We start from the raw sequence: 22,301 nt of genomic DNA on the forward strand, positions 1-22,301 counted from the left end.
GAATGCCCTCATAAAATCTATGAGGGTTTTCCTTTTGCCGATTTTAAAATCAGGAAACCTAAAGAAACGCTAAAATCAAGTCAGCCTTTGTATTGTAGCGGTTGTGTCCCACATCACTCAGAGTGCGGTTCACTGCATAAATCCTGATTGTCAACGTCCTTATCCTCAGCCTTGGGGAAACAAATTTTGCAACAGCTGTGGCGCACCGCTAGAGTTGTTAGACCGCTATGTTCCACTTCAGCCATTGGGATCGGGAGGATTTGCTCAAATTTACACGGTTTGGGATGAAAAAACTCAAACTGAGAAAGTGTTGAAAGTGTTGGTAGAAGATTCGCCAAAGGCACTGGAATTATTTACCCAAGAGGCGGCAGTTTTATCTAGCTTGCAGCATCCAGGTGTCCCCACAGTCGATGCTGACGGATATTTTCACGTAAACCTGTTTAATCCCAAACCGCACCAACTGCCTTGTCTGGTAATGGAAAAAATCAATGGACGGACTTTAGAGGAGATATTAAAAAAGTTTCCCCAAGGGTGTCCAGAGGATTTGGTTTTAAACTGGTTCGCCCAAGCTGTACAGATTTTACAGGAATTACACAAACGTCAGATTATTCACCGGGATATCAAACCTTCTAATTTAATGCTGGGCACTGATTCGCCATCTGTAACCCCGCCTCAAGGGCAAACAGGGGGCGATCGCTTGGTACTAATTGATTTTGGAGGGGCAAAACAATTTAGTGCCTCTAAGCTGCGTTCTCAGTCTAGTTCCACGCGATTATTTTCTTCTGGCTACAGTCCACCAGAACAAGTGAGTGGAAGTATTGTCGGGCCAGGTGCCGATTTTTATGCCCTTGGTCGAACGGTGATTGAACTACTAACAGGCAAATACCCACTAGAGTTGGAAGACCAGCAAACTGGGAAATTGCGCTGGCGAACGACGCTGAATGTCAACCCACAACTAGCAGATTTGCTGGATGAGATGGTGCAGGAGGATGTGCGATCGCGTCCAGCAAATGCAGCTATGATTCAAAAACGTTTGGCGAAGATTTCTCAACCATTACCGCCACCTGGGTTATTTGCCCAACTGCGAGACAACGTTAAGCAAGCTTCAACGCAAGCTTCCCAGAGATTTACACTGATAACACAAGCTATTGAACAAGTTTTAGCTAACTTTAGCCAAGCTGTCACCAAAACCGTTATTTTTATCGCTCAGACAATCATCAAAATTTTCCAAGCTTGTTTGGCGACGATTTGGGCGATGATCCTGAGTAGTATCGGCGCTTGTTTTGGTGCGATCGCTGGTTTTATTTTGGCCTATCGCACCGGTTTGGGGCGTCAGGTTGTGGAATTTATTGTGAGTCAGCTAAACCAATTAGTGCCAAATACTCAACCAGTCTTTGGGGCAGATATTTTGGTGTTCGTTGCAGCAGGTTGGGGGACTGCTTGGGGACTAACAGTATCAGGGTGTTTTGGTCAACGGCGGCGGTTTTTAGTGGCTTCTTTGATGGGTATGATTAGCTATGGCTTTGGCTGGTTGATTTTGCAATTAATCACACCAAAAGATAGCGGCGAGGGCTTAGTGGCAGTGATTTTAGTGGCAGTTTGCCTACTTACCTTGAGTTTAGGACTTCGCAGCCATCATGTAGTGTACGCTGTGTTCGCTGCCTTTGGGAGTGCGATCGCCTATGCAATTTTGATTCTTTTGAAGTTAGCACCTCCGATCTTGCAATTTACTAGTCAACCAGGCTGGTCAGAGTTACAGTTACCTCTGATTTTTTTTGGTTCTATGGGCTTCTTCATCAGCTTTTGGTTAGGAGTAAGTTACTACCTAATTGTCCCTGGACTGCGCCTTTTAGGATGGCGATGAAGAAGGCAGGGAGCAGGGGAGCAGGGGAGCAGGGGAGCAGGGGAGCAGGGGAGCAGGGGAGGCAGAGAGAGAGAAATAAATTAAGTGTATTTAGGAAGATTTTTGTAGTAGAAATTACTAAAATATTCTCTTTACTTCCCCTGCTCCCCCTGCTCATGGGACGATGATCTAACTTTTTCGCGTTACTCCCTCCCCAATCCCTAAAAACAAGATCCCCCTAGTCGTATTTTTCATCGAGCTAGGGGGATCACATATGTGGTAGTCTATAATTGGTTCGGTATAGTTCCTTACGAATCGATTCTATAGCCTATATTTCAGTTTGAGTAGTCTTACCATTAGAATTTATAGTATTTTTACAGCTTCTTAATGAATGCTTCATCCTTGTTCTTCCCTAGGGAAGCTGTATATGTAAGTATGACAGTACGCAATGTGCGTAAACTGTAATTTTTGTGAATATCTGTAGAAAATATGAAACTTAAGATTGTCGCTACCGTCGCCCTGTTAGCTTGTTTCGGGTTTGCAGAGCAGGCCGTTGCGTTAAATCAGCTAGACTTGGATCAGTTAAAGGCAACAAGTGCCTGTCCCCGATGTAATTTGAGTGGTGCTGACCTAACTCAACAGAATCTAACTGGAGCAAATTTGCGAGGGGCTGACTTGAGCAACGCTACATTATCTCAAGCTAATCTCACAAATGCCGATCTTACTGGTGCAAATTTAGAAGGTGCGGTTCTGAATTCAGCGAATCTTAGTGGTGCTTCTTTAACAGGAGCAAATTTGAAATCAGCATCCCTGGAAAATGCCGATCTATCTTATGCCGGTTTCATCAGCGCCAATTTGGAAGCAGCAAACTTAAAAGATGCAAAATTGCAGATTACCAATTTTCGGGGTGCTAACTTCCGACTCACAACTTTAGCTAATGGTGTCGTCACCTCCGACAAACCTTATGGCTGGTCGTTAGAGCGTCAAAATCCCAGAGAATGTAACGAGTTTAAGCCCGAAAATACTCGAGGCACAACCTGCTATTCAAAATAAATTGGGGATTGGGGACTGGGGACTGGGCAATAATCTAATAATTTTTCTTCCCCTGCTTCCTCTGTTCCTTTGCTTGTTATCAACTCTCCTTGTATAGCAAAAGCATTTTGTTTGTTAACATTTCTTTATCATGGGAAAAAAGCCTATAGATTAATTGAATCGATGCTTACCCGTATAAAAGACTTAGCAGCAAAACTAGCGCCCCGCTTAATTGAAATTCGCCGCCACATCCACTCTCACCCAGAACTTAGCGGTCAGGAGTACCAAACAGCAGCCTTCGTAGCTGGTGTTTTGTCTTCCAGTGGTCTGCACGTACAAGAAGGAGTTGGCAAAACGGGCGTCATTGGAGAACTCCAAGGCACTAGCCAAAATGGCCGTTTATTGGCAATTCGCACCGATATGGATGCCTTGCCAATTCAAGAGGGCACTAATTTGGAATATGCCTCTCGCGCAGATGGTATTATGCACGCTTGCGGTCATGATGTCCATACCACAGTGGGGTTAGGAACAGCAATGGTGCTGTCCCAAGTAGCTGAGGAATTGGGTGGGAAAGTGCGGTTTTTATTTCAGCCCGCCGAAGAAATTGCTCAAGGCGCAAGCTGGATGGTGAAAGATGGGGCGATGGAAAATGTCTCAGCTTTATTAGGGGTTCATGTTTTCCCTTCTATACCCGCAGGATCTATTGGCGTGCGTTACGGGGCATTGACAGCCGCTGCTGATGATTTAGAAATTCTGATTATGGGGGAATCTGGACACGGGGCGCGTCCCCATGAGGCGATTGATGCAATTTGGATTGCTTGCCAAGTCATTACTGCACTGCAACAAGCCATCAGCCGGACGCAAAATCCCTTACGCCCTGTAGTATTGAGCATAGGGAAGATTAATGGTGGCAGAGCGCCGAATATAATTGCGGATAAAGTGCAGTTATTGGGAACCGTGCGATCGCTCCATCCCGAAACCCGTGCCCATCTCCCCAATTGGATTGAAAACATTGTATCTAATGTTTGCCATACTTACGGAGCAAAGTATCAAGTCGATTATCGCCAGGGTGTACCCAGCGTCCAAAATGATTATACCTTGACGCAATTGTTACAATCAGCCGCAGAAGAAGCTTGGAGTAGCGATCGCGTTCAAGTTTTACCCGAACCATCCCTTGGTGCTGAAGATTTTTCTATGTATTTGGAACATGTCCCCGGTTCCATGTTTCGCTTGGGCGTAGGCTATAAAGAAAGAATCATCAATCACCCATTGCACCATCCCCAATTTGAAGTTGATGAATCTGCTATTATCACCGGGGTTGTAACTATGGCTTATGCCGCTTATAAATACTGTCAGCAAAATTTGTAAACAAAAACTCCCAGCGCTTATCTGCTGGGAGTTTTTGTTTAACTAACCTGTTTTAGTGAATATAGAAAGCCCGAAAGCATCCTATACATTTGATTCGGTAACAACACCGAGTTTTTGTTGAATTCGGGTTTTAGCAGCTTTGAATTCAGTAGCAAGTTGTTCACTTTGCTCAGTACTCAAGTTGTTGCGAATGGCAGCAAACATTGTGCTTTCTTCTTGACGAATATGATCGCCAACAGCTTCCATAAGCTGTCTAACTCGATCTTTGAATTCAGATGAAGAAGGGCTAATAGCCTTAATTTGGTCTAACACCCGCTTCATTTCAGCTTGTTCATCAAACAGTTCTTGGGTGTTATCTTGACCGTAAAAAGGACGTACTCTTGGGTAGACTACTTCCTCTTCAGCTTCGGCGTGAACAGTTAGATCCTTATAAATTTGACCGAAGTACTCTTGGATCTTTTGTGGATTGTTGCTTTGAAGTAGTTCGGTGAACAGGGTATTTACCTTGCCGTGATCGAGGCGGATGGCATCCTGGATATTTAAATCCTTTTTGTCAATGTTTTGGGTAACAGCGCTACCTACCACACCACTGACTGCGGCCAAAGCATCTTGAACACGTGCCCAAATTCCTTGATCTGCGTCTTGTCCAGTCAATTCACGGACACCCAGAATCTCCAGAAGACCTTTGAGTTGCTCTTGGTGAGCGCGATTCTCAAAGTTAATGGTGTTCAAAGGTGCGATCGCAAGCAAAACATCAGCACCAACTTTTTGAGCAGCCTTGTGAATTATCAAGCCACTCATTACTAGTTGATGTTTCAGCAATTCATGCTGAGACACTTTTTCATACAAGCTCAACTCAGAACCTTTGAACAATTCGCGAGCTTTTTTAATGAATTCTGTAACAGTTTTCTTGGGTTCAGCCTGAATGCCGTACTGACCAATTACAGTTTCGAGAACGCCAATATTTTTTTCATCATCATTCAGGAAATTACGAATGCGATCGCCAATCTCGGCATCAAGCCCTTGTGTCAAAAGCAATTGCTCATTTTCGATGACCAACTGTTGAAGTGCTTTAAGACTTGCCAATTTTATCGCAATAGCATTACGTTTCGTATCATCTAATGTAGCTACCATTCGTGTTCTCCTCGGCAAAGTGTTCGTAATTCTTACTGATCTAACCTTGACATAGAGCTTAGGGATATTCCATCTTTCTTTTGAGTGATCGCGTTCACAACTCTGGGTAGAAAAACACAAGTTTAGCGTTACATAATAAAAATATAAATTGCAGCGATCGCTTCAATTTATGGTTGTAATTCCGATCAGCCAATTTAGTATGACATTCAAATTGAACAGATTACCTATCTGGGAGATATCTATATCTTTGGAATGAAAATTAACGTCAAAAAACTACTTCTTATTCAAGAGGGCAAAATCGTAACCAGTTCCAGTAGAGCAAGACTCACAACGCTCGATTTTGACTAGCATTGCTTCTCCTTGACGCTCACCGGAGGGTGAAAACTGAATCATTCCCGTTGCTCCAGAAGTGGAAAAATTAGGATTAGCCAGTACCCTTTGCAACCCTTCGCGGGTGTTGTCTTGTTTTAAGCCAGCAATAATTGCTTGGAGTGCATCATAAGCTCCCGCTGTTCTCTGATTTACTTGTGCATTCCAAAGCTGAAAGGCATGTTTCGCAAAGGGGTTATTTTTATTAGCATCACGATGCCAATACACAGGTAATACCATTCCTTCGAGATCCTTGCCATTTTGTAAAGTTGTTGCACTGTACATAGTTTCAGAAGCAAACAGTGCTTTTCTACCTTTAACCTCTTGCGCTACTTTGGTGGCAAAATATATGTTTCTGATTGAAGGCATTAGTAAAAAGCCACTTGCATTTTCTGTTTCTATGGCTTTATCCACAAAAGCTCTAGGGTCAAAATTCTTATCTGCTAAATTACAAGGTGTACTAATAACGTTGCCACCATATTTTTTGATAGCTTGAGTGTACTGTTCTACAAGGATCTGATTTGATGAAGAGGTTGAATTATCTCTTGAGCTACGAATATCACCACAAATAGCAATATTTCTTGCTTGTCGAGCAATGTAGCGAGAATGAGTATCTACTAAATTTTCATAGAGCGGATTTACATGAAACAAGTAGTTAGCTATGGGACTATTAGGCTGACTATTTACTGAATTATTATCTAAGTTTGCTTGATTTTCGGCTTGATTTGGTCGCTCGACGGGTAAGACTAACACCAAGCGATTTTCACTATAAATTGTGGCGTTAAGTCTAACACCTACTACTGCCACGATGCTCTTATCTTGAACTAATTCATTATCTAGCCGTGTAGAATCTTCTCTATTCTCAGCACTTGCAATCACAATTTGCAGCTTCTTACCATTAATTCCTCCTTGCTTATTAACTTCATTTTGAGCTTGAGCTATACCCCGCAAAATTTCTTCTGATAAACTCGGATCAAAGTTAATTGGAGCGATGACAGCAACTTTTAGAACACTGGAATTATCTTGTGCAATTTTGGCATTGTTTAAATAAATTAAAGTTTCCGGGTCATTTGGATTATTTTTTAGTGAAGCGGTAAACTTTTTAACAGCAGTGGTAAAATCTTTTTCAGCAAAAGCTTTAACTCCATCTGTTTTTTCTGGGTAAGTTTGCACTTTCACCAAAATCCTTGTACCCAAATTCATTAATGACGGCTTATTTGTCAATGAAGATGAAGTTGATATGGGGTTTGATGGTGTTATAATAGTAGAAGAGACTTTGGTAATTAACCATAAAATAGCTGCTACCATCACTCCTGCCAGACCCAGAGAAATAAGCAGCCTCAAGTTTTCTTTTTTATTTGTCATAAATCATTTTCCAAATTCTACAAAATTTATCTGAGATAAAGAGATTTCTGAAAATTGAGCCAGACCAAAAATTTAAAAATATTTAGAAAGAAGTTTGTTTATTATTTCAGACACACCCACAAGAATAAGTGTCAATAAACCTGCAAGAATAACTAGTAATCCTACGAGCAGTAGCCCATTTATCCCAAATTTTAAAAGATTATTGGTTAGCAGATTTCTGAAAATCAAGACAACTAGTAAATTTGTTATTATAGCAATAATAATTAAATAAGTCTTTTCCAGAGGCGGGTGAGATTGAATCAAGACTAACCCTGCTAAAATTATCAACCACAATCCAGAGCTAATCCAAGTAGTTCCGAGAAAACTTATAAGTGCGATCGCTAAGAATGAACTACCTGATCCAGCAATTATTGCTCCATACAATAACTTACTATTAGAAAATTGGGGTAAATATCGAGTTAATTTGTGTTTAATTTCTGGTTGTGATTCTGATGGCAGAGTGGGTGGAATAACTGTAGGAGATAACGTATACCTCAGCGGTGGAAGATTATTTAAGTCTTGTAAGACAGCCTGTGCAGATTGATAACGTTGTTGATAATTTTCTTGTAGTAACTTATCAAGAATCATCTCTAATTCCTGACTTATGGGTTGGGTTAAATGCTGTCGCCAACTAGAAGTCCAACCATAGCCTTGTTTCATCCATAAACTCGAAGGGGAAACATTAGTTAGTAAATAAAAGCAAGTTATTCCTAAACTGTAGATATCACTAGATGGAAAAACTTTACCCACTTGCATTTGTTCAATTGGCGCATAACCTAATGAACCAATAATTGTTCCAATGGCAGTGTTTGTAGGTTCCATCTTTTGCTTCGCCACCCCAAAATCAATTAGTACTAACTTCCCATCATTTTGACGGCGAATAATATTTTCTGGCTTAATATCTCGGTGAATTACTTGCTGTTGATGTATCGCTACCAGCACAGATAATAAATCATTTAAAAAATAGCGAATCTTGGCTTCATCAAAAACTCCTTGCTGTTTTAACTCCTGCGATAAATTTTGCCCTTCGATAAACTGCTGCACTAAATACAGATATTCTCCTTCCTTAAAATACGCATATAAATTGGGAACTTGGACATGTTCTCCTAGTTCTTTGAGACGTTTGGCCTCTTGTTCAAACAACTCAGTCGCTTTTTTATGTGCTTGACTACCCTGAATGCCATAAAATTGACTTAGAACCAGCTGCTTGACAACACATCGTTCATTGAGCTTGTCTATATCTTCTGCAATATATGTGCGTGCAAACCCTCCTCTCCCTAATGGTGAAATGATCTGGTAACGATTTCTCAGTAGCGATACCAACTCTGTGCCACAACTGAGGCAGAAATTTGCTCCTTCAGTATTTTGGGGATTCTCGCAATTAGGATTTAGGCAGCAGACCATATAATTATCGCTGTCATTTTATTAACTTTTAGAATATACCTTAAATTAACTCTAGTTGTTTTTTGCAACTACTTTTAAATTACGGTTCAACTGTCTAAAATTGTTCTTGCTGTATCACTACGATATATCTGACCCAATGTTTACGATTATTACACTTCTAGCGAAGATTGTGGTTCAAATAGATGAAAAGCGCTGTAATGCTGTCAGGCGATCGCTAACTTTATAGAGGTTGTTTTGATCAGGTTAAAAATTGGTGAATCACAGTCCTCACGACATTAACGACGCCTTGACGTAACTCAATAATTTGTAGGTAAACTGAATTTGTGCCACGAGGTAGAGAAGATTTTCCTGACGGCGCGATCGCCTGGAGTCTGCTATTTGCCAGTTTTTCTAACTCTTTATATGGCAATCTGCGATCGCATTCTGCTACCTATTGGTAAAATTATGCCGCAAACCATTGCGGAGAAAGGGTTTAAGCCCCACTCTAAATCTCTAATTTAGTGTTCTGCAATCAGTGTAAACTTCATACCTACACTGCAAGAGCAACCTCCTGCCTCCCACCTTCTTCACTTCAAACCTCTACCTCTGCATTTGATTCATCTTCACTTTGAGAAACTTTTTCTGGGCCGCACTGTACCGGGGTTACTCCTGTGCCTTGAGTCAGTCCGTGCTTAGTTGTGGTGTCGTAAGTGTTGTTATCAGTATTCGCTTGGGCGTAAGTATCATTAAAAATCTTGTCAGCTGCTGAGGTTGTTTTACCAAGAAGCTTTTTGTGTAAATCTTTAAAAGCTTTCTCGTCAATACTAATGTGCCCATTTTCGTGCGTATCTAGAGCGCTATAAAACCTTGCCCATTCTTTTTTAACGGGTTCGCACTGTTGGTCAAGTTCAGTCCAGACAGGCATTGCCTTAGTTTCTGTTACTAGAACATCTGCCTCGTAGACAATTTCATCAGATTTATCTTCTGCTTGGTAAATTTTGACATCTTTTTCGGGGGCACAAGTAACACTGCCAGCTTCGCCCTTTCCTTGTGATGTTAGGTTTGTAATTGCTTCGGTGATATTTTTCCCAGAAGCGGTAATTGTGGCATTCTTTTTGTCAATTTTGGTTGTACCTTTTTTGGGCGGCATACCAGTAGATGGCTGTTCCAGAGGGACTGGTGTTGTAGATGCATCGCTTTGTTTCTGCACCTTACCTGTTTGCTGTACCACATGGGTTAACTCATGGGCTGTCAACTCGTTATTACCTGGTGATTTCCCTGCACCAAAGTAAACATCACTACCATGAGTAAACGCCTGCGCTCCCAACGACTTACTCATCTGCACAGCATTAGAATCAGTATGTACTCGCACATTGTCAAAGCTATTACCAAAGCGTGGTTCCATAAAGTCTCGTACTTCGGCAGATAACGGACTTCCCCCACCCTTACTACTATTTAACTGACTCTCAATGTTATTCTCAGTCTGAATGCTGCCATCAGTAGCAGTTTGTAGTGACAGCTTAGTTTGTATTTCCCCTTCTTGCTCACAAGCTGCACATTTTCGTTGCATTATATCTTGTGAACCCATCTCACCTAGAAGGATACCCTCCTGACACCAATGCTTGTAGTGCCAGAATACAGTCGAATAGGGTGGGAAATCCTTAGGTAAGTCAGCCCAATTGCAACCATTCTTAAGTTGATAAAATACACCGTCAAGAATTTGCCGCTTTGTCCACAGAGGGGGTCTAGTTTTCTTTTTAGTCGGCAATAATGGCTCAACTATTTCCCACTCTTTGTCTGTCAAATCGCTTGAATACCCCATTTTCAACCCTAAACTGTTTCAATGCACCTAATTTCTGTTGATTCTACTTGCTCGTCTAAAAGATATCAAATGGGTTCTATATAGACTTCAGTCTAATTTTGTCATCAATCATTTAACGGTTCCAGTAGACGCAAATTTTTGTAAACACCACATCCTCAGTATTAAGGCGATTAGGTAGAAGAGGAATCGTAAAAAAGTTGCAATAATATTTAGGAGCAACCACAAGAGTTGCATTTTATCTGTTGATATCAATTTCACATGCATACAATTAATAAAAAGTCAATAAAACTCCCTTGGGCTACTGCTCTAGCTCAACCCGCCACAGAATTTCCCCCTACTCAACTGCAAATCCTCTCCGGGCAAATCCCTGAAGGTTTACGCGGTACACTTTACCGCAATGGGCCTGGACGTTTAGAGCGGGGTGATATCCATGTGGGACACTGGTTTGATGGAGATGGAGCAATTCTTGCCATCCATTTTACTGATGACGGTGCAACGGGAGTATACCGCTACGTCCAAACCGGGGGATACGAAGAAGAAGCCGCAGCAGGTAAACTGCTGTATGGCAACTATGGAATGACTGCACCCGGAGCAATTTGGAATCAATGGCTCAAACCAGTAAAAAATGCTGCTAATACCTCAGTGCTAGCACTACCAGATAAACTTTTGGCATTATGGGAAGGCGATAACCCTCATGCCCTCGACTTGCAAACGCTCAAGACTTTGGGGAAAGATGATTTAGGAGCGTTGAATAATGGCTTGGCTTATTCCGCTCATCCTAAAATTGACTCCAAAACAGGCGAGATTTTTAACTTTGGCATTTCTTATGGATTAAATGGGATACTAAATATTTATAAGAGCAATTTCACAGGCAAAATCCTGCAAAAAACATCATTTGAACTTGATGGCATCCCCTTCGTGCATGATTTTGTTTTAGCTGGGCAATATTTAGTATTTTTTGTTCCTCCCGTGCGGTTAAATCCCCTACCAGTGATAACTGGATTTAGCTGTTACAGTGATTCGCTGGAATGGAAACCACAACTAGGTACTCAGTTTCTCGTTTTTGACCGTGAAAGTTTATCCCTGACAAGTCGGGGTGAAACTGAACCCTGGTTTCAGTGGCATTTCAGTAACGCCTATGTTGATGCTAGCGGTTCAGTGATTGTGGATGTTGCCCGTTATGAAGACTTTCAGACAAACCAATATCTTAAGGAAGTGGCTACAGGTGAAATTCACACCCCAGGAATGAGTACATTCTGGCAAGTGCATCTTAATCCCCAAACTGGCAAAGTTACAATAATTCAGCAATTGTTAGATCGATATTGCGAATTTCCCACTGTCCCACAGCAAAATGTAGGACAAGCATCTCCCCATACATATCTTTCTATCTTCCGGCAAGGGACAGATATTAACCGAGAACTATTAAACGCGATCGCCCGTTTCGACCACCTCACCGACACCCTTACCGAAGCAAACTTAGGAGAAAATCGCTATCCTTCAGAACCTATTTATGCTTCAAATCCTTCTCTCCCTGACCAAGGTTGGGTGATAACAGTGGTGTACGATGGCAATTCTAATAGTAGTGAAGTTTGGGTATTCGATAGCGATCGCTTAGATGAGGAACCTGTGTGTAGACTGGGATTACCTAGCGTTATTCCCCACAGCTTCCACGGCACTTGGAAGCCAGCTTAGGGACTAGAATACCAGTCATTGTAGAAGAGAGTCAGTGCGGCTCATGCTCTTAAGGAGATTTCACTTAGTACTTAATAAATCTTAGAAAGAATCATTTGGGCAGCAGCTTCATCGGTAATCAGTCCTGTAATTAACTTGCCATGCAGAGCAGCCAAAATCGCCTCTGCCTTTCTCACACCGCCCGCCACACCAATAATCAATCGATGAGCTGGTTGTTCGAGTGCTACACTGGCAACCCGACTGTTTGTCCCCTCTTGCAGCAATACTCCGCGATCGCTGTAAGCCCAACCGGCAATTTCTCCTACTGCTCCCAGTTCAATCAATTCAGCCACTTCATCGTCATTGATAAAGCCGTCTTGATGTAATGGAGCATTCCAGGCAATGTGACTAATGCCGACAAAGGTTGCTTTGGCCTGCTCTGCAAGAGTTTTGACGGCGATAAACGATCGCTGAGTCTGCAAAAGTTCTCGTTCTTCAATGCTAGTCGCAACAACGGGAGTCGGCACTGGGTAAGCTTGGGAACCGACGCGATCGGATAAATGCATAACCACTTCATGACGACCTGCACGCCCTGAGTGGGACATGTTGCCAATAATTGACACAATCTTATGCTGGGGTTGGTTCATTGAGGGTATCTGCTCTACCATTGTTCGCAATGTCCGACCTGATGACAATGCTAGTATAGTCGGGGTTTTAGCCATCAGGTAAGCCTCTAGGTGGGTGGCAGCACATACACCAATTCCGTATAATGTATCACCACTACCTGCGTCAGTTGGTACTACTTCACAAAGTGACAGAGCAAAGCGATCGCGTAACGATTCAGCTAGAGCAATGCATTCACTCAGGGGATGATCGAGTCGAAATTTAATCAATTTTTCACTGACTGCCAGTGCCACTAAGCGTTGTGCAGCTTGACGGGACACATTGAGCTTGGCGGCAATTTCTTCTTGCGTATTGCCTGCGATGTAATAGAGCCAAGCAGCATGAGCAGCTAGGTCTAATTTTCGCGCCCTAAGGGGCAAGCCAGCCTTGCTAGCATCGCGCCGCTCTAAAAAAGGTTGTCCCATATACTACCTGTAAAAACTATGGATCTATCAAAGGGATGATTGAATTATTTTGACTTTATGCCCAAAGATATAATTTTTGCTCAATTATTTTTAAATTTCTATTATCCCCCAGTCACCTCCAAGTTAAAGCCAGTAATGTAGCTTGCTTCTTCGCTCATCAAAAACGCTACTCCATTTGCCACCTCTTCTAAACTTCCTAAACGCCGCATTGGCACTGAATCGATCATCTGTTGCTCAACCACCTTGGGATCGGCATCAAAGTATTGTGACCCTACTGCTGCTTGCAATTCGGTTTGCCGCGTCCACATAAAACCAGGGCCGATGAGCGCAGGGGAGAGTGCATTTACCCGAATGCCGTAGGGAGCCAGGTCTTTCGCTGCCGTTTGAGTAATACCAATGACAGCAAATTTAGAAGCGGCATAAGCCAACATATTTGGTGGCCCAACCACCCCTGCGTAACTCGCCATGTTGACGATCGCACCTCCACCGGCATCGCGTAATTGTTGTGCAGCCGCCTTGAGAATGTGGAAAACGCCGACAACGTTAATGTTGATCACCTTTTGAAAGTCGTCTTCAGGATATTCGTCGGTCTTGGCAAACACTCCTTGATAGCCTGCATTATTAAATACATAGTCAATTCGCCCAAACTGCTTTACAGCGCTAGTAAAGGCTTTGGCAACATCATCACTAGCTGTAACATCACAGCGAAACGTGCCAACTGGAACGTTGTAACCTTTTAGTTCCCCAGCCACATCTGCCATCTTCGGTTCATTCAAATCTAGCAGGGCTATTCCTGCGCCATTAGCAGCAAAACGGTGTGCAGTTGCCTTGCCAATATCTCCTGCACCGCCAGTAATTAGGATAGTCTTACCTGCAAATTGATAAGTTGCTTTTGCCGTCATATTTTTAACCTTTTATTGAAGAATTGTTGCAAATACCTGTGATTGCAATGAGATTGGTATGATTTCTATTATTGAGCTTTTGCCCAAAATTAGAGCATAAAATCAAAAATTTATTTCGTTCGGTTTTTTACTTTAAAGGAGTTATGCGATGCGTATCCGCCGCTTCGCTAAAGTGCTAGCTGCATTTCTCGCTGGAGTGATGCTGGCGCAATTGCTATGTGCTTGTTCACCGCGTTCCCAAGCCGGAGAGAAAACTAGACTGACGATCGCCACAGTTAATAATGGCGACATGGTGAGATATTAGTCGTAGAACGATTAGGCGGAGAAACCTATCTCTACATCAAGATTGCAGGTGGCGAAACCATAGTTGTGCAAACAGACGGAGATAATCCAGCGAAAATGCACGATTACGTTCCTATTTCCATTAACAGTGAGCTTTGCCATCTGTTTGATCGCGACGGTGAAGTCATTCTCAAAGTTCATCGTCACCACCTAACCCAGGATGAATCCCATGAACAGCAATATCAGCACAGGATCAGTAATCAAGCTGAATGAAGCATCTCTGTCTCATTTAGGAGATAACATTCGCGTACCCAATTACGATCGCCATCAAATTACTAACGGTATTGTCCATATCGGTGTGGGTGGGTTCCATCGCGCACATCAAGCTTTATATCTGGATAATTACTTTCATCAAAATCCCGGTAGTCAATGGGGAATCTGCGGGGTTGGGCTACTAGAATTCGACAAACGAATGCGGGATGCACTGGAATCACAGGATTGTTTGTATACTTTAGTGGAAAAGTCACCAGCAGGCGCTCGCGCTCGTGTGATTGGGGCAATTACAAAATATCTCTTTGCCCCAGATAACCGCCAAGCTGTGATTGACACCTTAGCAGATCCCAAATGTCGCATCGTCACTCTCACCATTACCGAAGGAGGCTACTACTATATTGAAGGTAGCGGTGAATTTGATGCCAATCACCCAACAATCCAGTACGATTTGCAACATCCTAATGAACCAATTGGAGTATATGGCTTTTTGACAGCAGCCCTTAATCGCCGCCGTCAACAAGGAATAGCACCATTTACCGTGTTGTCCTGCGACAATCTCCAAGGTAACGGCAAAATTGCCCGCAAAATGTTAACCGCATTTGCCCAAATGCAGAACCCGGAATTGGGGCATTGGGTTGCTGAACAGGTAGCTTTTCCTAACTGCATGGTCGATCGCATTACCCCCGCCACCACCCCAGCAGATATCAAAATGGTGGCGGAACAATTTAACATCGATGATGCCTTTCCAGTTGTTGCCGAACCCTTCCTTCAGTGGGTAGTCGAAGACAATTTCAGTGCAGGTAGACCCGATTGGGAATCAGTTGGCGTGCAGATGACTAGCGATGTTCATCCTTACGAGATGATGAAAATCCGGTTGCTCAATGCCAGTCACTTGTTGATTGGCTATCTTGGCTCCTTGGCTGGTTATACATACGTCCATGAGGTCATGGCAGATCCATTAATTCGGCAAGCTGTCGATCGTTTGATGGCAGAAGTTACGCCCACACTTCAACCTGTACCGGGGATTGATTTAGATAATTACAAAAAGACCTTAATTGAACGCTTTGCCAATCCCAAGATTCGCGATCAACTCCCGCGTCTTTGCCTGAATAGCTCCGCCAAAATGCCAAAATTTGTTTTAGGCTCAGTCCGTGACGCGCTGCATCAAGGAGGAGCCATTGACTACATGAGCCTAACGGTTGCTGCTTGGTTCCGTTACCTCAATGGGCTGGATGACCAAGGTAAACCTGTTGCTATTGATGATCCAATAGCAGGTACTTTGACTCAACTAGCTGGTTTGAGTGGCTCTGATGCCAAACCATTGCTCAACCTAACTGAGATTTTTGGTGATTTATCGCAGTCATCGCGTTTTGTCGAGTCAGTTACGAATCATTTACGCCGATTGTATGAGTTTGGAGCGAAGGAAACATTAGTCAAAACTTAACCAGAGAGTGAAAGCCACGATCTTTGAAGGCGGAAGTTTAATTTCCGCCTTCTGAATCTTAAAAATTTGGAGGGGCAATTGACTTTTTTTGAATTAATTTTGTGTACAAGCTCCCACCCTGACGCTCGCGGACTCGCTAACGCTACGCTATCGGGAATTAAAAATGCAAAATTAAGATTTGTTTATTCAATTTTTAATTCATAACTTTTAATTGGAGCGAAGCGACTTGACTGACATCGTAGTTGGCTTAGACTTGGGTACAGGAGGAGTACGAGCGATCGCAGTTAATCTGCAAGGGCAAATTATCGCTCAGTCAACCAGAAGCTATCCCCTGTTAACTCCACAACCCGGTTGGACGGAACAGAACTCATCAGATTGGGTGGAAGCGAGTTTGGATGCTCTGTTTGATGTTACTCAACAGCTAAACGGACATCGTGCGATGTCTGGCGACAAGCCGCTGCGCGTCTACGCCCTCGGTTTGTCTGGACAAATGCATGGCATGGTTCCTCTCGACGTAGAAGGCAAAGCAATTAGACCAGCAATTTTGTGGAACGATCAGCGCACGGGTAAAGCCGTTGCTGAAATTGAAGCCGCTATTCCCCGTCAGGAGTTGATTCAGCGGACTGGAAATCCGGCAATTACAGGGTTTCAACTACCGAAGCTTCTATGGTTGCGAACTGAAGAATCACAAGCATACACTCGTTTGTGGCAAATTCTTTTACCAAAAGATTATTTGGGATATGTGCTAACGGGCGAAGCAGTGACAGAACCATCAGATGCCTCTGGTGTTGGCTGTCTGAATCTGGCGAATCGGCAATGGGATACAGATATTCTCCATACTCTCGATATCAATCCAGCATTGTTCCCCCCAGTCATCGAATCTACTGCGATCGCTGGACGGTTAAAATCAGAAATAGCCGCCCGCGTGGGATTACCTGTAGGATTACCTGTAATCGCAGGCGGAGGTGATAATGCCGCAGCCGCCATCGGTTTGGGCATCTCATCCAGCAACCTCAATCGGGGTAGTTTGAGTATTGGCACATCGGGAGTGATTTTTGCACCGTGCGACCGCCCAATTCCCGATCCCGAAGGTCGGGTGCATTTGTTCTGTCATGTGGATGGTGGCTATCATCTGCTGGGAGTAACGCTAGCAGCAGGTGGTTCTCTGCGTTGGTATCGAGATACATTTGCACCGCATATATCCTACAGCGATTTGATGGATATGGCAGAGCGATCACAGCCTGGGGCGCGTGGTGTTCTATTTCTACCCCACCTCGCCGGAGAACGTAGTCCCCACCTCGATCCAGATACTCGCGGTGCTTTCGTGAATTTGTCATTAGCTCATACGCAAGCAGATATAATTCGCGCTGTGCTGGAGGGAGTTGCATTTAGCTTGCGGGAGGCATTGGAGGTAATTAGTGCGATCGCTCCCATCGATCAACTCTTAGCAACGGGTGGAGGCGCACGTTCTCACATCTGGTTACGAATTTTAGCAGATGTTTTGCAAACAGAACTTATTGCTCCCAAAGCCGAAGAAGGAGCTGCTTACGGAGCAGCTATTTTGGCAATGGTGGGGATTGGTGTCTACCCCAATTTAGAAGCCGCACTCAAGATGCTAGCGCCGGATAGTAATGTAGTACAGCCGCAGGTAAATCCTTTGTATGAAGCAGGATTTAAGCGCTACAAGCTACTTTACGATACCTTGAAAGCTGTTCGTTGACAGAATACCATCGCCAAAAGCAGGATTAAAGCACTTTTCAAATAATTGAACTACTTCCTACTCCCCATTCCTCGTCTCATATCATGTTCGGGTAAAAACTTATCATTTAGACCGCAGGGGTGCAGGGAGCAGGGTGCAGGGAGAAAGGGGTTTTCCTGATTTTTGCACGGATGCGGTAATCATAAGTAATTAACCGGACTTGATATGAGAAGACTATTTTGATTTTCGTGCTGACTTGGGTGGCGTTCGGTGTGGGCCAAAGTATTTCTCACTGCGGTAACGCAGCCACACCCGCAACACTTGCGGAATCTGCTCTTTTTGTTCCTTGGTCAGAGTATTGTAAAGGGCTAAGGCGCGATCGCGTTCACCCCGGCAAGCAGCATTGTTGTGAGCATCCCAATAGCTACGGGCTACTCGAATCCGCCGACAGACTTCTTTAATCAGCGCGTCTCCCGTAAGTGGAGCCTCTTGCTTGGTCATACTCAAATGCTATAAATTTCTAATGCCATCCTAACGAGTCCGACTTATCTTGACAATTGCAACTAATACCAATCAAATCTTTCACTAATAAGGGGTTGCAAAATATCTTTAGCAAGTTAAACCTAAATAGATTCAATACCATAATAGCCATATTTTGATGATAGCTTGGATGTTTAACTATTGCTATACGTTTAAAGCTATAGCAGTCCTAAATCATTCGTGAAAAATTAGATCCCCGACTTCTCAAAGAAATAGGGGATCTGGACAACGCAAATTTTCAAAACTCATTTATGATTGCTATATATCTTTGTAATTATTGTTAAAACCTTAACCGAACCAAATTGGATTCACTCACCTATTTGATAGATATTCTGTATTGCTAATAACAAATTCTGCTAGTTATTTAGTACTAAATATTCTAGATATTCATACTTAGTACAATCATCAAGCAAGTAAATTATGGAAATTGTATTTAATTTACTAATCAGGATTTTCTTTTCTGATAATGTTTAGTAAAGCCAAGTTTGAACTCTTCTTTGTACTACTACTATCACATCGTAATAATACCTAATTTTTTTGATTAGTCATCAGGGAGGAGAAGATAGAAAAAATCTTGTATTAATCAAAGAGAACGTGTAATTGAATACACTTTTTATGCACAATTTTGTGTTATTGCCGCAGTATTTCCCAAATATTTTTCATGAGAACTGAGGCAGAGAAAATAATATGTTTCTAGACATTTTAGCTAGCCTACAACGGTTATTTGTGAGTTACATTCCGGCCGCTGTATTGGGTAGTTTCATCGGATATTTAATCGGGATGAATAGCATGATTTATCAGCTATTTAGGCTGATATTTCAGATACCACATAGTATCCCTCCTATAGCATTGCTACCTATTGCCCTAATAGCTTTTCAAGAGAGCGACTCGGCTGCTATTATAGTAGTTTTTTTGGGAACTCTCTGGACAATGATTATTAATACAGCAATAGGGATGCGACATTTTCAGAGACAGAATAATAACTTTCGAGTAGCTATATTTCATATATTTCATGCTTTGAAAGTTAGCATTTGGGTAGCCTGGTTTATAGTTATTGCCACAGAAATGTTAACAGGCCCAAAAGGACTTGGTTTTACCCTCTGGGAAGCTTATAAAGCTGGCAATACTGATTATATAATTCAGGTGAGCCTCTATATCGGTATTATTGGTTTTTTACTGGATCAGTTACTAGATTTTGCAGCCTACATTCTATCGCAAATGGTTTCAGATGGGAAAAAATCTTCCTAAACTTTATCTAGGCTTGCGAATTGTACCCTGCCAGCTAATAGTTTGCTTTGCAGAACGTATTCCCAAAGAACGAGTTGCTACGACTTCAATATCAACGTTGACACCAGGGCGTAAAGCTTCGTCAGGAATTTTCAGCTTGCCCAAAGCTAGAGTAAAACGGTTATAGTCACGAGTCACAAGTTCGTTGGGAATATCGCCTTCATATTCAGTTTTGTAGCCAGAAAAACCGTGCAAGCTATCCTGGGCGCGAAATTTCACGCGAAACTGAGTATTAATGGCATCAGACTTTGCTGCCAAATCAACTATTTTTAAGTTGAGGTTTTGTCCGGCATCGGCAAACTCTGCCACCGCTAACCGGGTAACATCTTTTTTAGGAATGGCATGGTTAACAGTAAATGTTGTTAAGTTAGCCTCACTCTTAGTGCTACCCTCAACCCATAATTCCTCAGAAAAAGTAATTTCTACTTGTTTGTTATCAGTTAAATTTAATGTTACAGCTTGATTGCCAAAACTGGTAATGGGTTGTCTTTCTTGCCAAATTATTTGAAAAGTCTCTTCTAGACGCTGTTCAAACTCTCGATAATCATCAGCGATCGCAGCACCAGGCGCAAGTAGAGAAGTTGCCCCTATGCGTTGATTCCACTTGTTCTTCGAGAGGTTGAATTGTTTGTTTACCAGTTGCGAAATTGCTAGCTGCACAGTTGGATTATCATCTGCCAAAGCTTCCTTGCTATTGACAATACTCAAAGTTCCTAAGCGTCCTTGGCTACCATCGCTACCATCACTGCCATCTCGTCCATCGCTACCGTCACTACATCGATAAACCTTCTCAGTACACTTATAATCAGGGCTACCGGGAGTTCCCTGGCAGGTTTTTACTTCCCATCTCCGTCTGTGACAGTTACAACCCTCCGTACCGTTGCCACCTCTACCACCGCGCCCGCCTTTTCCACCAGTTGCCCTAATGGAAATGTTTCGTAAATCTGCCAAATTGCTGTAATACACTGTCAGGGAACCACCATTTCCCCCATTTCCTCCTTTGCCACCGTTACCGCCACTACCGCCATCTGGTGCATTTATATCATGGCTGACGCGATCGCGTTGGGAACCACAGTCAGGTTGATCGCCATATTCCCCGTCTTCCCCGTCTTCACCATCTTTACCCGACAAATCAAGATTCACAGGTGAACCATTGACAAAAATATTTTGGTTTTCACCGCTACCACCATCTCTACCCGATCGCCCATCGGTTCCTGTGCGTCCATCTCTGCCATAATTTCTGGCTACTTTATAGTATTCGTCAGAGGCAACGGCTGGACATAAAACTGAACCAGAGGCAGGCAAAAAGCTAGTAAATAAGCAGAATGTCAGTAGTAGTGGCAGCTTACTCCTAAAACCATTGTGCATCTAGTTACACCTAAAACTTTACTTGGATTATCTACTCCTGACGCTGATTTTCAACAATTTGCTCCCCTTTATTCATTGATATGCCAAAATTGTCGCCCATTTGGAAATAATTTGAAAGATTCAGATCCCCGACTTCTTCAAGAAGTCAGGAATCTTTTTAAGCTGCCGTTGGGTCGTCATTGACCTTAACAATCAACTTGCCAAAATTATCACCTCGAAGTAAACCGATGAATGCAGCAGGAGCCTTCTCTAAACCATCAGCTACATCTTCTCTATACTTGAGTTGACCAGACTGTAACCATCCAGAAACATCATGTAAAAAATCGTTAAATCGATGTTGGTAATCGCCAACTAAAAAACCTTTAATCAAAGCCCGTTTGACTAGCAATGGTCTTAAATTAGGCCCTGGTGGAGTAGATGTAGCGTTATACTCCGAAATCAAACCTACTAGTGGAATTCTGGCCCCAAGGTTGATCTGCTGCAACACAGCTTCTAAAATTACACCTGCTGTATTATCATAGTAAACATCAATGCCATTAGGAGCAGCTTCTTTGAGCGCTGAATCAAGTTCTTGAGTTTTGCGATTAATGCCAACATCAAAACCTAATTCCTTAACTATATAATCCCGCTTATCGTTACTCCCAACAATTCCTACTACTCGCGCACCTTTAATTTTGGCGATTTGACCTACTACCGCACCCACAGCACCAGAAGCAGCTGAAACCACAACAGTTTCACCTTCTTTCGGTTGACCGATATCAAGTAAAGCAGCATAAGCAGTCAGACCAGGCATACCCAGTACACCTAAACTATAGGATAAAGGTGCTTGAGTGGGATCAAGTTTACGCAGTGTTTCACCTTTAGATACAGCATAAGTTTGCCAACCATTACCACTAAGAACAAAATCCCCTACTTGAAATTGAGGATGATTTGATTTAATTACTTGACTGACTGTACCACCGACAATAACTGAACCCAATTCTATTGATGCAGCATAAGACTTACCTGCACTAATGCGACCACGCATATAAGGGTCAAGAGATAGATAAATGGTGCGGCTAAGAATTTCGCCTTCACCTGGTTCGGGAGTTGGTGTTTCTACTAGAGCAAAATCATTCTCTTTTGGTTCGCCAACGGGACGACTTTTAAGGATAATTTGTTTATTAATTAAATCAGACATCAGTTATTTTCCTCTAAATTAATCTGACCATTTATGAGTATACAGATGTGTGCAAGCATTCCGAAAATATAGAAATCCGATTTGATTCCTGAAAAAATCTAAGTATATGTAGTGGCGTGCATGGCAAGCAAAAAAATTGTGCATGAGATGTAGGTTGGGTGGAGCGGAGCGCAACCCAACAGATATCAGGATGTTGGGTTACGCAAAGCCTC

At 42.7% G+C, this 22,301-nt stretch carries 18 protein-coding genes; 9 read left to right on the forward strand and 9 right to left on the reverse strand.

The annotated features are described in order from the left end of the window. Positions 1-103 precede the first annotated feature (103 nt). The 3 genes from HWQ44_RS00900 to HWQ44_RS00910 all read left to right on the forward strand — a co-directional run bounded on the left by HWQ44_RS00900 (position 104) and on the right by HWQ44_RS00910 (position 4,243). Entirely contained in the window at positions 104-1,864 is a 1,761-nt protein-coding gene (locus HWQ44_RS00900) for a protein kinase (protein WP_292713672.1), read from the forward strand. Between the two features lie 468 nt (positions 1,865-2,332). Beyond that, on the forward strand, positions 2,333-2,896 hold the full coding sequence (locus HWQ44_RS00905) for a pentapeptide repeat-containing protein (protein WP_292713674.1): 564 nt from the start codon (positions 2,333-2,335) through the stop codon (positions 2,894-2,896). A 162-nt stretch (positions 2,897-3,058) separates the two neighbouring features. Then, on the forward strand, positions 3,059-4,243 hold the full coding sequence (locus HWQ44_RS00910; RefSeq protein ID WP_292713676.1) for a M20 family metallopeptidase: 1,185 nt from the start codon (positions 3,059-3,061) through the stop codon (positions 4,241-4,243). An 81-nt stretch (positions 4,244-4,324) separates the two neighbouring features. On the opposite strand, the gene HWQ44_RS00915 is transcribed toward HWQ44_RS00910, so the two are convergent. From HWQ44_RS00915 to HWQ44_RS00930, 4 genes are all read right to left on the reverse strand, one after another. Beyond that, on the reverse strand, positions 4,325-5,377 hold the full coding sequence (locus HWQ44_RS00915) for a hemerythrin domain-containing protein (protein ID WP_292713678.1): 1,053 nt from the start codon (positions 5,375-5,377) through the stop codon (positions 4,325-4,327). A 273-nt stretch (positions 5,378-5,650) separates the two neighbouring features. After that, positions 5,651-7,111, reverse strand: coding sequence for an ABC transporter substrate-binding protein (locus HWQ44_RS00920; RefSeq protein WP_292713680.1), 1,461 nt, complete (start codon positions 7,109-7,111; stop codon positions 5,651-5,653). A 72-nt stretch (positions 7,112-7,183) separates the two neighbouring features. Then, a complete protein-coding gene (locus HWQ44_RS00925) occupies positions 7,184-8,554 on the reverse strand; it encodes a serine/threonine-protein kinase (protein ID WP_292713682.1) in 1,371 nt (456 codons plus the stop codon). A 571-nt stretch (positions 8,555-9,125) separates the two neighbouring features. Beyond that, on the reverse strand, positions 9,126-10,355 hold the full coding sequence (locus HWQ44_RS00930) for a DUF4157 domain-containing protein (protein WP_292713684.1): 1,230 nt from the start codon (positions 10,353-10,355) through the stop codon (positions 9,126-9,128). A gap of 258 nt (positions 10,356-10,613) precedes the next feature. Between HWQ44_RS00930 and HWQ44_RS00935 the strand changes: the two genes are divergently transcribed. Next, entirely contained in the window at positions 10,614-12,047 is a 1,434-nt protein-coding gene (locus HWQ44_RS00935) for a carotenoid oxygenase family protein (RefSeq protein ID WP_292713686.1), read from the forward strand. A 71-nt stretch (positions 12,048-12,118) separates the two neighbouring features. On the opposite strand, the gene HWQ44_RS00940 is transcribed toward HWQ44_RS00935, so the two are convergent. Together HWQ44_RS00940 and HWQ44_RS00945 are read right to left on the reverse strand one after the other, a co-directional pair. Next, positions 12,119-13,114 (reverse strand): sugar-binding transcriptional regulator, encoded by a 996-nt coding sequence (locus HWQ44_RS00940; RefSeq protein ID WP_292713688.1) that lies wholly within the window; start codon positions 13,112-13,114, stop codon positions 12,119-12,121. A 101-nt stretch (positions 13,115-13,215) separates the two neighbouring features. Next, a complete protein-coding gene (locus HWQ44_RS00945; RefSeq protein ID WP_292713690.1) occupies positions 13,216-14,016 on the reverse strand; it encodes an SDR family oxidoreductase in 801 nt (266 codons plus the stop codon). Between the two features lie 148 nt (positions 14,017-14,164). On the opposite strand from HWQ44_RS00945, the gene HWQ44_RS00950 reads away from it, so the two are divergent. The 4 genes from HWQ44_RS00950 to xylB all read left to right on the forward strand — a co-directional run bounded on the left by HWQ44_RS00950 (position 14,165) and on the right by xylB (position 17,735). Beyond that, positions 14,165-14,320: a hypothetical protein gene (locus HWQ44_RS00950; protein ID WP_292713692.1), complete on the forward strand. Its 156-nt coding sequence runs from the start codon at positions 14,165-14,167 to the stop codon at positions 14,318-14,320. 41 nt (positions 14,321-14,361) lie between these two features. Further along, the gene (locus HWQ44_RS00955) at positions 14,362-14,571 is read left to right on the forward strand and encodes a hypothetical protein (protein ID WP_292713707.1); all 210 of its coding nucleotides are present in this window, start codon (positions 14,362-14,364) and stop codon (positions 14,569-14,571) included. Further along, positions 14,528-16,015: a mannitol dehydrogenase family protein gene (locus HWQ44_RS00960; RefSeq protein ID WP_292713695.1), complete on the forward strand. Its 1,488-nt coding sequence runs from the start codon at positions 14,528-14,530 to the stop codon at positions 16,013-16,015. Before HWQ44_RS00955 ends, HWQ44_RS00960 begins: the two co-directional genes overlap by 44 nt. A gap of 226 nt (positions 16,016-16,241) precedes the next feature. Then, complete coding sequence (xylB, locus tag HWQ44_RS00965; RefSeq protein WP_292713697.1) at positions 16,242-17,735, forward strand: xylulokinase; 1,494 nt, start codon at positions 16,242-16,244, stop codon at positions 17,733-17,735. Positions 17,736-17,948: 213 nt separating this feature from the next. Here xylB and HWQ44_RS00970 read toward each other — a convergent pair whose 3' ends face one another. Further along, positions 17,949-18,215: a Precorrin-3B methylase gene (locus HWQ44_RS00970; RefSeq protein ID WP_292713699.1), complete on the reverse strand. Its 267-nt coding sequence runs from the start codon at positions 18,213-18,215 to the stop codon at positions 17,949-17,951. Positions 18,216-18,941: 726 nt separating this feature from the next. Between HWQ44_RS00970 and HWQ44_RS00975 the strand changes: the two genes are divergently transcribed. Then, a complete protein-coding gene (locus tag HWQ44_RS00975) occupies positions 18,942-19,502 on the forward strand; it encodes a nitrate transporter (RefSeq protein ID WP_292713701.1) in 561 nt (186 codons plus the stop codon). 3 nt (positions 19,503-19,505) lie between these two features. On the opposite strand, the gene HWQ44_RS00980 is transcribed toward HWQ44_RS00975, so the two are convergent. Together HWQ44_RS00980 and HWQ44_RS00985 are read right to left on the reverse strand one after the other, a co-directional pair. Continuing rightward, positions 19,506-20,909, reverse strand: coding sequence for a collagen-like protein (locus HWQ44_RS00980; RefSeq protein WP_292713703.1), 1,404 nt, complete (start codon positions 20,907-20,909; stop codon positions 19,506-19,508). A 157-nt stretch (positions 20,910-21,066) separates the two neighbouring features. Further along, positions 21,067-22,089, reverse strand: coding sequence for an NADP-dependent oxidoreductase (locus HWQ44_RS00985; RefSeq protein WP_292713705.1), 1,023 nt, complete (start codon positions 22,087-22,089; stop codon positions 21,067-21,069). Between the last annotated feature and the right edge of the window lie 212 nt (positions 22,090-22,301).

Origin of the sequence: Nostoc sp. JL34, from assembly GCF_017114945.1 — a bacterium.
Classification (GTDB): Bacteria; Cyanobacteriota; Cyanobacteriia; order Cyanobacteriales; family Nostocaceae; genus Nostoc.

Excerpts from the sequence above, each read along its gene's own strand:
- HWQ44_RS00960 (WP_292713695.1), top strand. The coding sequence starts at position 14,528 with ATGAACAGCAATATCAGCACAGGATCAGTAATCAAGCTGAATGAAGCA.
- HWQ44_RS00950 (WP_292713692.1), top strand. The coding sequence starts at position 14,165 with ATGCGTATCCGCCGCTTCGCTAAAGTGCTAGCTGCATTTCTCGCTGGA.
- HWQ44_RS00910 (WP_292713676.1), top strand. The coding sequence starts at position 3,059 with ATGCTTACCCGTATAAAAGACTTAGCAGCAAAACTAGCGCCCCGCTTA.
- HWQ44_RS00905 (WP_292713674.1), top strand. The coding sequence starts at position 2,333 with ATGAAACTTAAGATTGTCGCTACCGTCGCCCTGTTAGCTTGTTTCGGG.
- HWQ44_RS00975 (WP_292713701.1), top strand. The coding sequence starts at position 18,942 with ATGTTTCTAGACATTTTAGCTAGCCTACAACGGTTATTTGTGAGTTAC.
- HWQ44_RS00930 (WP_292713684.1), bottom strand. The coding sequence starts at position 10,355 with ATGGGGTATTCAAGCGATTTGACAGACAAAGAGTGGGAAATAGTTGAG.
- HWQ44_RS00935 (WP_292713686.1), top strand. The coding sequence starts at position 10,614 with ATGCATACAATTAATAAAAAGTCAATAAAACTCCCTTGGGCTACTGCT.
- HWQ44_RS00980 (WP_292713703.1), bottom strand. The coding sequence starts at position 20,909 with ATGCACAATGGTTTTAGGAGTAAGCTGCCACTACTACTGACATTCTGC.
- HWQ44_RS00985 (WP_292713705.1), bottom strand. The coding sequence starts at position 22,089 with ATGTCTGATTTAATTAATAAACAAATTATCCTTAAAAGTCGTCCCGTT.
- HWQ44_RS00915 (WP_292713678.1), bottom strand. The coding sequence starts at position 5,377 with ATGGTAGCTACATTAGATGATACGAAACGTAATGCTATTGCGATAAAA.
- HWQ44_RS00920 (WP_292713680.1), bottom strand. The coding sequence starts at position 7,111 with ATGACAAATAAAAAAGAAAACTTGAGGCTGCTTATTTCTCTGGGTCTG.
- HWQ44_RS00925 (WP_292713682.1), bottom strand. The coding sequence starts at position 8,554 with ATGGTCTGCTGCCTAAATCCTAATTGCGAGAATCCCCAAAATACTGAA.
- HWQ44_RS00945 (WP_292713690.1), bottom strand. The coding sequence starts at position 14,016 with ATGACGGCAAAAGCAACTTATCAATTTGCAGGTAAGACTATCCTAATT.
- HWQ44_RS00940 (WP_292713688.1), bottom strand. The coding sequence starts at position 13,114 with ATGGGACAACCTTTTTTAGAGCGGCGCGATGCTAGCAAGGCTGGCTTG.
- HWQ44_RS00970 (WP_292713699.1), bottom strand. The coding sequence starts at position 18,215 with ATGACCAAGCAAGAGGCTCCACTTACGGGAGACGCGCTGATTAAAGAA.